Here is a 12,108-nt window from a genome sequence, read left to right on the forward strand (position 1 = left end):
TAAGAATATTGAGCGTTATCATGGCGACAGCGTTCAGTATTTACAACACTTGGCCCCCGCAGCGGCCTTAACCCTCGGAATAGAGCCTTGGCACCCGACGCAGGTTGCAGAAGATCTGGTATGGGATGGTGTCGGCCCACTGCGCCACTTCGCTGGCGAGAATGTTTTTGCCCCACAGCTCCACGGTTGAACCGAGGTCGGCTTCCGGCACATCCGTCAGATCGATGCACAGCATGTCCATCGACACCCGACCGAGAATGCGACTGCGTTTACCCGCCACCAACACTGGCGTGCCAGTCGGCGCCTGACGCGGGTAGCCGTCGGCGTAACCCATGGCGACCACACCGATGCGCATCGGTTTGTCGGTGACGAATTTGGCGCCGTAACCGATCGGTTCGCCGGCCGGCAGTTCGCGTACGCAGATGACTTTCGACTCCAGGGTCATCACCGGCTGCAGGCGATCAGCCACGGCGTTGGCCTCTTCAAACGGGGTCGCGCCATAGAGCATGATGCCCGGGCGAACCCAATCGCTGTGAATCTGCGGCCAGCCGAGCACGGCTGGCGAGTTGCGCAAGCTGACTTCCGCCGCCAAACCCTGACGCGCCGCTTCAAACACCGCGACTTGCTCGGTGCTGCTCTGCGCATGCAATTCATCGGCGCGAGCGAAGTGGCTCATCAACACGATCTTCGCCACTTTGCCGCTGGCCAGCAGACGCTGGTAAGCCGCCGGATAATCCTTTGGATGTAGACCGACGCGGTGCATACCGGAATCAAGCTTCAGCCACACGGTAATCGGCTTGCTCAGCGCTGCCTGCTCGATGGCTTCAAGCTGCCACAGCGAGTGCACCACGGTCCAGAAATCATGCTCGACGATCAGCGCCAGCTCATCGGCTTCGAAGATGCCTTCGAGCAACAACACCGGGGCCTTGATGCCGGCCGCGCGCAACTCCAGCGCTTCTTCGATGCAGGCGACGGCAAAACCGTCGGCCTCGGCTTCCAGTGCCAGGGCGCAACGCACCGCGCCATGGCCGTAGGCGTCCGCCTTGATCACGGCAAGCGCCTTGGCGCCGGTGACTTCGCGGGCAATTCGGTAGTTGTGGCGCAGGGCTTCCAGGTCGATCAGGGCACGGGCAGGACGCATGGCGGCAGACTTCTAGGCGGTCATGGGAAGAAAAACCGGCGCCGACTGACGACGTGAACCGCCAACAGCGCCGGGAGAGGGATCTTTACAACGGTTACGGCAGCGCGGCGACGATAGAGATCTCGACGAGGATGCTCGGCTTGGCCATTTTCGCTTCGACGGTGGCGCGGGCCGGGGCAGCGCCTTTTGGCAGCCACTGGTCCCACACCGAGTTCATCCCGGCAAAGTGCGCCTCGATGTCGTTCAGGTAAATCGTCGCCGACAACAGATGTTGTTTGTCCGTGCCGGCCAGATCAAGCAAACGCTCGATGTTGGCCAGTACGTCGCGGGTCTGCTGTTCAATCCCGGCGTCGAAGTCGTCGCCGACCTGTCCGGCCAGATACACGGTGCCGTTGTGGCTGACGATCTGACTCATGCGCTCATTGGTGAGCTGGCGCTGGATTGACATGTTTTGCGGACTCCTGGGTTTTGTTGCCGTAACGGGAAATATCGAGGCCTTCGGCGCTGATCTGTGGCTTTTTCTTCGCCATCAGGTCGGCCAGCAAACGACCGGAACCGCACGCCATGGTCCAACCGAGGGTGCCGTGACCGGTGTTGAGGAACAGGTTTTTGAACGGTGTGGCGCCAACGATCGGCGTGCCGTCCGGGGTGGTCGGACGCAGGCCGGTCCAGAAACTTGCCTCGGCCAGATTGCCGCCCTGAGGATAAAGGTCGTTGACGATCATCTCCAGGGTTTCGCGTCGACGCGGGTTCAGCGACAGGTCAAAACCGGCGATCTCGGCCATACCGCCAACGCGGATGCGGTTGTCGAAACGGGTGATCGCGACCTTGTAGGTCTCGTCGAGAATGGTCGAGGTCGGGGCCATCGCCGGGTTGGTGATCGGCACGGTCAGCGAGTAACCCTTGAGCGGATACACCGGGGCTTTGATGCCCAGCGGCTTGAGCAACTGCGGCGAATAGCTGCCGAGCGCCAACACGTAGCGGTCGGCGGTTTCCAGCTTGCCGTCGATCCATACACCGTTGATGCGATCACCGGCGTAGTCGAGTTTCTGGATGTCTTGGCCGAAGCGGAATTCCACACCCAGCTTCACGGCCATTTCGGCGAGGCGCGTGGTGAACATCTGGCAGTCGCCAGTCTGGTCGTTTGGCAGGCGCAGGGCACCGGCGAGGATGTCAGTCACACCCGCCAGCGCCGGTTCAACGCGGGCAATGCCAGCGCGGTCGAGGACTTCAAACGGCACGCCGGATTCTTTCAGTACGGCGATGTCTTTGGCGGCGCCATCTAGCTGCGCCTGAGTGCGGAACAGCTGAGTTGTGCCGAGGCTGCGGCCTTCGTAGGCGATGCCGGTTTCGGCGCGCAATTCGTCGAGACAGTCGCGGCTGTACTCGGACAGACGCACCATGCGCTCCTTGTTCACCGCGTAACGGCTGGCGGTGCAGTTGCGCAGCATCTGCGCCATCCACAGGTACTGGTCGATGTCGGCGGTGGCCTTGATCGCGAGAGGGGCGTGACGCTGCAACAGCCACTTGATCGCCTTGAGCGGCACGCCCGGCGCGGCCCACGGCGATGCGTAGCCCGGCGAAACCTGGCCGGCGTTGGCGAAACTGGTCTCCATGGCCGCAGCGGGCTGCCGGTCGACCACCACCACTTCAAACCCGGCACGGGCCAGATAGTAAGCACTGGCGGTACCGATGACGCCGCTACCCAAGACCATTACGCGCATTTTTGTATCCCTCATCGCGGCAGGGCCGCGTACGTCTGTTGTTAGAGCAATGATGCGCGCAGTGTAAAAAAGAAATGCCAGTGCTTTTCACTATATAAGCGCCTATATTTGGCGACAATTCTCGGTAAAAACCCTTTTCACGGAGGCGCATCCCCTATGCGTACCAACACTCAGACCAAACGTGAGCTGGACAAGATCGACCGCAACATCTTGCGGATCCTGCAGGCGGACGGGCGGATTTCATTTACCGAACTCGGCGAAAAGGTCGGCCTCTCCACCACGCCGTGCACCGAGCGGGTACGACGTCTGGAGCGCGAAGGGATCATCATGGGCTACAACGCCCGGCTGAATCCGCAGCACTTGAAGGGTAGCTTGCTGGTGTTTGTCGAGATCAGCCTCGACTACAAATCCGGCGACACTTTCGAAGAGTTCCGACGCGCGGTGCTGAAGCTGCCGCATGTGCTGGAGTGTCATCTGGTGTCAGGGGATTTCGACTACCTGGTGAAGGCGCGGATTTCCGAGATGGCCTCGTACCGCAAGCTGCTGGGCGACATTCTGCTGAAGCTGCCGCATGTGCGGGAGTCAAAGAGTTATATCGTGATGGAAGAGGTCAAGGAGAGCCTGAGCCTGCCGATTCCAGACTGAGCACCGCGACGATCGTTCCCACGTTCTGTGTGGGAATGCCTCTTCGGACGCTCCGCGTTCGGCATTTGGGACGCAGAGCGTCCCGGGCTGCATTCCCACGCAGAGCGTGGGAACGATCATGAAACCTGTGGGAGCTGGCTTGCCAGCGATGGCGTCGACACGGTTCCGAGTGAACCCGTTAAACCAGCACCTGCCGATTCGCCGACATGTACTCGAATATCTGTTTCTCGACACGCGGATGAATCAACTCCACCGGCCGCCGCTCATTCGGGCATGGCAAGGTTTTGGTCGTGCCGAACAGCCGGCAAATCAACGGCCGCTCCTCATACACCGTGCAGCCATTCGGCCCCAGATGCACACAGTTCAGTTCTTCCATCGCCGCATCCTGCTCGGCGCGGGTCTTGCGCGGCAGGCGCGCCATTTCTTCCGGCGAGGTGGTCACCGGCCCGCAGCAATCGTGGCAGCCGGGCACGCATTCGAACGAGGGGATCTGCTGGCGCAAGGTACGGATTTTCTGGCTGTTGCAGCTCATTGCAGCGGTGACCGAGGTGAAATAGACGGCAATTGTGCCGCAAAAGCCGTGATCCAGACACCGCAGGCCGACCAGTGTTGCCCGCGTTCGGGCGTGCGGCTTATGCTCCGTCAAATTTTCTCGACACCCCCCGCCTCAGGATGACGCCCATGACTGCCCGCGCCCACACCCTCGCGAGCCAACCCCACGTTGCCTCTTATTACGCCGCCAGCAGCCTGCCGCAACCGGATCATCCGCGGCTGCAAAGTGAAGTGATTGCCGACGTCTGCGTGGTCGGCGGTGGCTTTTCCGGGTTGAACACGGCGTTGGAACTGGCTGAACGCGGGCTCAGCGTGGTGCTGCTGGAAGCGCACAAGATTGGCTGGGGCGCCAGTGGCCGCAACGGTGGCCAGTTGATTCGCGGCGTCGGCCACGGCCTCGATCAGTTCACCAACGTCATCGGCCCCGACGGCGTGCGCGAGATGAAACTGATGGGCCTGGAAGCGGTGGAAATCGTCCGCCAGCGTGTCGAGCGTTTTCAGATCGCCTGTGATCTGACCTGGGGCTACTGCGACCTTGCCAACAAACCCGCCGACCTTGAGGGTTTTGCCGAAGACGCCGAAGAGTTGCGCAGCCTCGGTTATCGTTACGAAACCCGTTTGCTGCAAGCCCACGAAATGCACACGGTGGTCGGTTCCAAGCGCTATGTCGGTGGTTTGATCGACATGGGGTCAGGGCATTTGCATCCGCTCAATCTCGCATTGGGCGAAGCAGCGGCGGCGCAGCAATTGGGCGTCAAACTGTTTGAACACTCGGCAGTGACGCGTATCGATTACGGCCCCGAAGTCAAAGTCCATACAGCCCAAGGTTCGGTGCGCGCCAAGACACTGGTCCTTGGCTGCAACGCGTATCTCAATGGTCTGAATCCACAACTCAGCGGCAAAGTCCTGCCCGCCGGCAGCTACGTCATCGCTACCGAACCGTTGAGCGAAGAACAGGCTCACAACCTGCTGCCGCAGAACATGGCGGTCTGCGACCAACGTGTCGCGCTGGATTACTACAGGCTCTCGGCGGATCGTCGTTTGCTGTTCGGCGGTGCCTGCCACTACTCGGGACGCGACCCGAAAGACATCGCCGCATATATGCAACCAAAGATGCTGGAGGTCTTCCCGCAACTGGCCGGGGTGAAAATCGATTATCAGTGGGGCGGCATGATCGGCATCGGCGCCAACCGGTTGCCACAAATTGGCCGACTTAATGATCAGCCGAATGTGTATTACGCCCAGGCCTATTCAGGCCACGGGGTGAACGCCACGCACCTGGCGGGCAAGTTGCTCGCCGAAGCGATCAGCGGGCAGCACAGTGGTGGCTTTGATCTGTTTGCCAAGGTGCCGCACATCACCTTCCCGGGCGGCAAGCATTTGCGTTCGCCGCTGTTGGCGTTGGGGATGTTGTGGCACCGGATGAAAGAGTTGGTCTGATGGTTTTGCGGCGCTCATGAGGCCGCCATCGCTGGCAAGCCAGCTCCCACAGGGTTTGGGGTGAACACCGATATTGTGAACATCCACGATAACTGTGGGAGCTGGCTTGCCAGCGATGAGGGCCGCAAGAACAATACAGATCTCAGATCCGCCAGAATGGTTTCAACCCCTCCTCCTGCGCCTGCTCACGGGTTAGCCCGATGTCCTTGAGCTGATCCGCCGTCAGCGCCAGCAACGCCCTGCGCGTGTGCAGACGATGCCACATCAGACCCCAGCGACTCAGGCCGGACGGTGCATTACGCAGGCTCTCATTGCGCGCACGATCCTTCTGCCCTGCCACCAGTTCCTGACTGTGTAACGTCAGCCGCACATCGCTCAAGCCGTTCATTTTTGTCGCTCCTGTTTACTTGGGTAGCCAGAGATTCCATGATGCGCGGGCGAGCAAAACCATTACAGATTCAAAGCAACTGTATTAACTCCATACAGATTTGCCGCTTTACAGACTGAATTGTCGATTTTTGTCACGTCTGTACTGGTTTATCGAATCACCTGCACCGAGGCAGCGCCATGACCCTTTATGTAAACCTCGCCGAATTGCTCGGCACACGCATCGAAAACGGCTTCTATCGACCCGGTGACCGCTTGCCGTCAGTCCGTGCCTTGAGCGTCGAACACGGGGTCAGCCTGAGCACGGTGCAACAGGCCTATCGCATGCTCGAAGACAGCGGTCTGGCGATGCCGAAACCGAAATCAGGCTACTTCGTGCCGGTCGGTCGCGAGCTGCCGGAGCTGCCCGCCGTCGGCCGGCCGGCACAGCGGCCGGTGGAGATTTCGCAATGGGATCAAGTGCTGGAGTTGATTCGCGCGGTGCCGCGCAAGGATGTCGTGCAACTGGGGCGCGGCATGCCGGACATTAGCTCGCCGACGATGAAACCGCTGTTGCGCGGGCTGGCACGGATCAGCCGCCGTCAGGACATGCCCGGCCTGTATTACGACAACATCCACGGCACTCTCGAACTGCGCGAACAGATCGCTCGGCTGATGCTCGACTCCGGCTGCCAGTTGAGCGCCAGCGACCTTGTTGTCACCACCGGATGTCATGAGGCGCTGTCGACCAGTATCCACGCGATCTGCGAGCCGGGCGATATCGTCGCGGTCGACTCACCAAGCTTTCACGGCGCCATGCAGACGCTTAAAGGCCTGGGCATGAAGGCCCTGGAAATTCCCACCGACCCGCTCACCGGCATCAGCCTGGAAGCCCTGGAACTGGCGCTGGAACAATGGCCGATCAAGGTCATCCAGATCACCCCCAACTGCAATAACCCGCTCGGCTACATCATGCCGGAGTCGCGCAAACGCGCGCTGCTCAACCTCGCGCAACGCTTCGACGTGGCGATCATCGAAGATGATGTGTATGGCGAACTGGCCTACACCTACCCGCGCCCACGCACGATCAAATCCTTTGACGAAGATGGCCGCGTGCTGCTCTGCAGTTCGTTTTCCAAGACATTGGCGCCGGGGCTGCGGATTGGTTGGGTTGCGCCGGGCCGCTACCTCGAGCGCGTGCTGCACATGAAATACATCAGCACCGGATCAACCGCACCGCAGCCGCAGATCGCCATCGCCGAGTTTCTCAAATCCGGCCATTTCGAACCGCATTTGCGGCGGATGCGCACGCAATACCAACGCAATCGCGACGTGATGATCGATTGGGTGACCCGCTACTTTCCCGCCGGCACCCGCGCCAGCCGCCCACAGGGCAGCTTCATGTTGTGGGTGGAATTACCGGAAGGTTTCGACACGCTGAAACTGAATCGTGCGCTGCTCGACCAAGGCGTACAGATTGCCGTCGGCAGCATCTTTTCCGCCTCAGGCAAATACCGCAATTGCCTGCGGATGAACTACGCTGCCAAACCGACAGCGCAGATCGAAGAGGCAGTGCGCAAGGTCGGCGCGACGGCAATCAGATTATTGGCCGAAGCCGACTGACTTTTTTCCAGAGAACCGCGTCCATATGCCGACCCTTGCCGCCAACCGGAATGATCCTACGTGAGCTTCAGACAGCCCCTACTCGCTTTGCTGTTACTCGCCTCATTCCTGAGCGGCTGTGCCAGTCTCGATGTTCCGCGTGAGCCCAGTCAGGCGCTGCCAGCATCCGATTCCAGCTTCGGCCGTTCGATTCAGGCGCAAGCGGCGCCCTATCAAGGCCGCTCGGGTTTTCGCCTGCTGTCCAACAGCAGCGAGGCATTCACCGCTCGCGCCGAACTGATCCGCAACGCCCAGACCAGTCTCGATCTGCAGTACTACATCGTCCACGACGGCATCAGCACGCGGATGCTGGTGGAGGAACTGCTCAAGGCTGCCGACCGTGGCGTGCGTGTGCGCATCCTGCTCGATGACACCACCAGCGATGGCCTCGACCAGATCATCGCGACACTGGCGGCGCATCCGCAAATTCAGATCCGTCTGTTCAACCCGCTGCATCTGGGCCGCAGCACTGGCATCACCCGCGCGGCGGGGCGCTTGTTCAATCTGTCGCTGCAGCACCGGCGCATGCACAACAAGCTGTGGCTGGCGGATAACAGCGTGGCCATCGTCGGCGGACGCAACTTGGGCGATGAGTATTTCGACGCCGAGCCGAACCTGAATTTCACCGACATCGACATGCTCAGCGTCGGGCCGGTGGCCGAGCAACTCGGGCACAGTTTCGATCAGTACTGGAACAGCGCCCTGAGCAAGCCGATCGACGAATTCCTCTCCAGCCAACCGACCGCCAAGGACCTGGAGAACACTCGCACACGTCTGGAAGAATCACTGGAAGACACCCGCAAACAGAATCACGCGCTGTACCAGCAGTTGATGACATTCAAGACCGCGCCGCGCATGGACATCTGGCGCAAAGAGCTGATCTGGGCGTGGAATCAGGCGCTGTGGGATGCGCCGAGCAAAGTGCTGGCCAAGGGCGAGCCGGATCCGCAATTGCTGCTGACCACGCAACTGGCACCCGAGCTCAGAGGCGTGAGCAAAGAGTTGATCATGATTTCGGCGTACTTCGTGCCCGGCCAACCGGGGCTGGTGTACTTGACCGGGCGCGCCGATGCAGGGGTTGCGGTGAGCCTGCTGACCAACGCGCTGGAAGCCACCGACGTGCCGGCGGTGCACGGCGGCTATGCGCCGTATCGCAAAGCGTTGCTCGAGCATGGCGTGAAGCTGTATGAACTGCGCCGCCAGCCTGGGGATAACTATGGCAGCGGCCCGCATGTGTTTTACAGCAAGTCGTTTCGCGGTTCCGATTCAAGCCTGCACAGCAAGGCGATGATCTTTGATCGGCAGAAGTCGTTTATCGGCTCGTTCAACTTCGACCCGCGCTCGGTTTTGTGGAACACCGAAGTCGGGGTCTTGGTGGACAGCCCCGAGCTGGCCGAACATGTTCGCGAACTGGCCTTGCAAGGCATGGCGCCGGCGCTGAGTTACCAGGCGAAATTGCAGGATGGCCAGATCGTTTGGGTCACCGAAGACAACGGGCAGATGCATACGCTGAGCAAAGAGCCGGGGAGTTGGTGGCGGCGGTTCAATGCGTGGTTCAGCACCACTGTCGGCCTTGAACGAATGCTTTGAAAAGCAAAAGATCGCAGCCTTCGGCAGCTCCTACAGTTGAAATGCATTCCTCCTGTAGGAGCTGCCGAAGGCTGCGATCTTTTGATGTTAGGCAGGCACGGTCACTGGGCCAAACGCACCCTGACGCAAAAGAAGCAGAACCAACCCAAACGCCCCAATCGCCATCAACAACGGCAACGCATGCCCACTGATCCACTGGCTGCCCGCCCCGGCCGCGAGCGGCCCGACCAGACATCCCACGCCCCACAGCTGCGCAATATGCGCATTCGCCCGCACCAGTGCATCGTCACGATAACGCTCGCCAATCAGGATCAATGACAGGGTGAAAAGTCCGCCGGCACTCGCCCCGAACAACACCCAAAGCGGCCAGATCAGCAGCGTATCGAGCAGCAGCGGAATCGCCAGGCTCGACAGCATCAACACCAGCGCACAACCGGCGAACAACGTACGCCGCGACAGGTAATCAGCCAACGCGCCGATCGGCAATTGCAGCAGCGCATCGCCCACCACCACCGTGCTGACCATCGCCAGTGCAATCTCGGCGGTAAAACCCTGCTGCAGGCAATACACCGGCAGCAGCGTCAGGATCATCGCCTCGAACGCGGCGAACAATGAAACTGCCCAGGCAATCGCTGGCAGCTCACGAGCGAATCCCCACAGGTCACGGAACGTTACGCTGCTCGCTTCGCTGCTTGGTGCACCGCTGCGGCCCAGCAGCAACAAGGGCGAAACCAGCAGCAGGCCGACACCGACCCAAAAGCCGTAATCATGCTCGGTACCCAGCGCACCCAGCAGTAACGGGCCTGAGAGCTGGCTCAACGCATAGCTGCTGCCATACAGCGCCACCAATCGTCCGCGCCAGTTCTCGACCACCAGTTGATTGATCCAGCTCTCGCCGAGGATGAACACGATGGTCAGGATCACACCGATCATCAGCCGCAATACCAGCCAGATCGGATAGCTCGGCAGCAACGCCAACAAGCCAATCGACAGCGCTCCAGCCCACAGACACAGGCGCATCAGGTTGGCCGTGCCGAAGCGCGCGGCCAGATGACTGGAAATCTTCGCGCCCAACAACACGCCAATCGCTGGCATCGCCGCCATCACGCCAATGGCGAAGGAGCCATAACCCCAACCCTCCAGACGCAACGACACCAACGGCATGCTGACCCCCAGGGCCAGACCGACACTCAAGACAGACGCCAACACGGCGAAATACGTCGCCCACCGCATATTCCACGCTCCTGTGGATAATTATTTTTAGAAGCCACATCAAACAAATGTGGGAGCGAGCCTGCTCGCGAAAGCGGTTTCACATTCAGCACAGGGGCTGACTGATACACCGCTTTCGCGAGCAAGCTCGCTCCCACAGGGGATCTGCTTCGTCTGGAGGATCTGCTCTCGCGAACAGCCCCTCCTAACGGCTTACAGCTTGATCCACGTCGCCTTCAGCTCGGTGTACTTGTCGAACGCGTGCAGCGACTTGTCACGGCCGTTGCCCGATTGCTTGAAGCCGCCAAACGGTGCGGTCATGTCACCACCATCGTATTGGTTGACCCACACGCTGCCGGCACGCAGGGCCTTGGCGGTCAGATGCGCCTTGGAGATGTCTTGCGTCCAGACTGCTGCGGCCAGGCCGTACGGCGTGTCGTTGGCGATCTGGATCGCTTCCTCAGCGGTATCGAAAGCGATGACCGACAGCACCGGGCCGAAGATCTCTTCCTGAGCGATCTTCATCGCGTTGCTCACGCCGTCGAAAATCGTCGGTTCAACATAGGTGCCGCCGGTTTCCTGCAGAATGCGTTTGCCGCCGGCGACCAGTTTGGCGCCATCGCTGTGGCCGGACTCGATGTACGACAGCACAGTGTTCATCTGCTGCGTATCGACCAGTGCACCAACGTTGGTGGCCGGATCCAGCGGGTTGCCCGGCTTCCAGGCTTTCAACGCCTCGATCACCATCGGCAGGAATGTGTCCTTGATCGAACGCTCGACCAGCAGACGCGAACCGGCGGTGCACACTTCGCCCTGGTTGAAGGCGATGGCGCTGGCCGCTGATTCGGCAGCGGCTTGCAAGTCCGGCGCATCGGCAAAGACGATGTTCGGGCTCTTGCCGCCGGCTTCGAGCCAGACGCGTTTCATGTTCGATTCGCCGGAGTAGATCATCAGTTGCTTGGCGATCTTGGTCGAACCGGTGAACACCAGCGTGTCGACATCGTTGTGCAGGGCCAGCGCCTTGCCAACGGTGTGGCCGTAGCCCGGCAGCACGTTGAGCACGCCTTTCGGGATACCGGCTTCAACGGCCAGCGCAGCGATGCGGATGGCGGTCAGCGGGGATTTTTCCGATGGTTTGAGGATCACCGAGTTACCGGTCGACAGCGCCGGGCCGAGTTTCCAGCAAGCCATCATCAACGGGAAGTTCCACGGCACGATGGCGCCGACCACACCGACTGGCTCGCGGGTAACCAGACCCAATTGATCGTGCGGCGTAGCGGCCACTTCGTCGTAGATCTTGTCGATCGCTTCACCGCTCCAGCTCAGCGCTTGCGCCGCGCCCGGGACGTCGATATACAGCGAATCGCTGATCGGCTTGCCCATGTCGAGGGTTTCGAGCAGGGCCAGTTCTTCGGCGTGCTGCTTGAGCAGGCCGGCAAAACGGATCATGGTGGCTTTGCGTTTGGTCGGCGCCAGGCGCGACCAGACGCCGGAATTGAACGTGGCGCGGGCATTTTCCACGGCGCGCTGGGCGTCAGCGGCGTCACAGCTGGCGATCTTGCCGAGCAGACGGCCATCGACCGGGCTGATGCACTCGAAGGTCTCGCCGGAGACCGCGTCGGTGTATTCGCCATTGAGGTAGGCGCGGCCTTCGATTTTCAGGTCGCGGGCGCGTTGTTCCCAGTCGGCACGAGTCAGGGTGGTCATTTCGAGTGTCCTCCGCTTGTTGAATACGAGCGCCGCGCGATCTTCGCCAGCGTCCTCAAGAATTCTGCC

11 protein-coding genes are annotated in these 12,108 nt (G+C 60.8%); 4 read left to right on the forward strand and 7 right to left on the reverse strand.

Annotated features, from left to right (window positions below; translation table 11 throughout):
• Nucleotides 1–67: 67 nt before the first annotated feature.
• The 3 genes from alr to dadA all read right to left on the reverse strand — a co-directional run bounded on the left by alr (nucleotide 68) and on the right by dadA (nucleotide 2,865).
• On the reverse strand, nucleotides 68–1,141 hold the full coding sequence (gene alr, locus RMV17_RS28755; protein ID WP_311884280.1) for an alanine racemase: 1,074 nt from the start codon (nucleotides 1,139–1,141) through the stop codon (nucleotides 68–70).
• 94 nt (nucleotides 1,142–1,235) lie between these two features.
• A complete protein-coding gene (locus tag RMV17_RS28760; protein WP_034152045.1) occupies nucleotides 1,236–1,589 on the reverse strand; it encodes a RidA family protein in 354 nt (117 codons plus the stop codon).
• Complete coding sequence (gene dadA, locus RMV17_RS28765; RefSeq protein ID WP_034152046.1) at nucleotides 1,561–2,865, reverse strand: D-amino acid dehydrogenase; 1,305 nt, start codon at nucleotides 2,863–2,865, stop codon at nucleotides 1,561–1,563. The genes RMV17_RS28760 and dadA overlap by 29 nt, the downstream gene beginning before the upstream one ends.
• Nucleotides 2,866–3,021: 156 nt before the next feature.
• Between dadA and RMV17_RS28770 the strand changes: the two genes are divergently transcribed.
• Nucleotides 3,022–3,510 (forward strand): Lrp/AsnC ligand binding domain-containing protein, encoded by a 489-nt coding sequence (locus RMV17_RS28770; RefSeq protein ID WP_003177284.1) that lies wholly within the window; start codon nucleotides 3,022–3,024, stop codon nucleotides 3,508–3,510.
• Between the two features lie 178 nt (nucleotides 3,511–3,688).
• Here RMV17_RS28770 and RMV17_RS28775 read toward each other — a convergent pair whose 3' ends face one another.
• Nucleotides 3,689–4,042, reverse strand: coding sequence for a YkgJ family cysteine cluster protein (locus RMV17_RS28775; RefSeq protein WP_108225023.1), 354 nt, complete (start codon nucleotides 4,040–4,042; stop codon nucleotides 3,689–3,691).
• 149 nt (nucleotides 4,043–4,191) lie between these two features.
• Here RMV17_RS28775 and RMV17_RS28780 point away from each other — a divergent pair, with 149 nt between their 5' ends.
• Nucleotides 4,192–5,502 carry an FAD-binding oxidoreductase gene (locus RMV17_RS28780; protein WP_311884284.1) on the forward strand — a complete coding sequence of 437 codons (1,311 nt, stop codon included), beginning with the start codon at nucleotides 4,192–4,194 and terminating at the stop codon, nucleotides 5,500–5,502.
• Between the two features lie 142 nt (nucleotides 5,503–5,644).
• Here RMV17_RS28780 and RMV17_RS28785 read toward each other — a convergent pair whose 3' ends face one another.
• Nucleotides 5,645–5,890 (reverse strand): DUF1127 domain-containing protein, encoded by a 246-nt coding sequence (locus RMV17_RS28785; protein ID WP_311884286.1) that lies wholly within the window; start codon nucleotides 5,888–5,890, stop codon nucleotides 5,645–5,647.
• 179 nt (nucleotides 5,891–6,069) lie between these two features.
• On the opposite strand from RMV17_RS28785, the gene RMV17_RS28790 reads away from it, so the two are divergent.
• Both RMV17_RS28790 and RMV17_RS28795 read left to right on the forward strand, forming a co-directional pair.
• The gene (locus RMV17_RS28790) at nucleotides 6,070–7,491 is read left to right on the forward strand and encodes a PLP-dependent aminotransferase family protein (RefSeq protein ID WP_034152049.1); all 1,422 of its coding nucleotides are present in this window, start codon (nucleotides 6,070–6,072) and stop codon (nucleotides 7,489–7,491) included.
• A 60-nt stretch (nucleotides 7,492–7,551) separates the two neighbouring features.
• Nucleotides 7,552–9,120 carry a phospholipase D family protein gene (locus tag RMV17_RS28795; protein ID WP_108224988.1) on the forward strand — a complete coding sequence of 523 codons (1,569 nt, stop codon included), beginning with the start codon at nucleotides 7,552–7,554 and terminating at the stop codon, nucleotides 9,118–9,120.
• A gap of 87 nt (nucleotides 9,121–9,207) precedes the next feature.
• Here the strand turns inward: RMV17_RS28795 and RMV17_RS28800 are convergent, their stop codons facing one another.
• On the reverse strand, nucleotides 9,208–10,353 hold the full coding sequence (locus RMV17_RS28800; RefSeq protein ID WP_311884294.1) for an MFS transporter: 1,146 nt from the start codon (nucleotides 10,351–10,353) through the stop codon (nucleotides 9,208–9,210).
• Nucleotides 10,354–10,545: 192 nt separating this feature from the next.
• The gene (locus RMV17_RS28805; RefSeq protein WP_007920380.1) at nucleotides 10,546–12,039 is read right to left on the reverse strand and encodes an aldehyde dehydrogenase; all 1,494 of its coding nucleotides are present in this window, start codon (nucleotides 12,037–12,039) and stop codon (nucleotides 10,546–10,548) included.
• Nucleotides 12,040–12,108 lie beyond the last annotated feature (69 nt).

Origin of the sequence: Pseudomonas sp. VD-NE ins, assembly GCF_031882575.1 — a bacterium.
GTDB lineage: Bacteria > Pseudomonadota > Gammaproteobacteria > Pseudomonadales > Pseudomonadaceae > Aquipseudomonas > Aquipseudomonas fluorescens_BZ.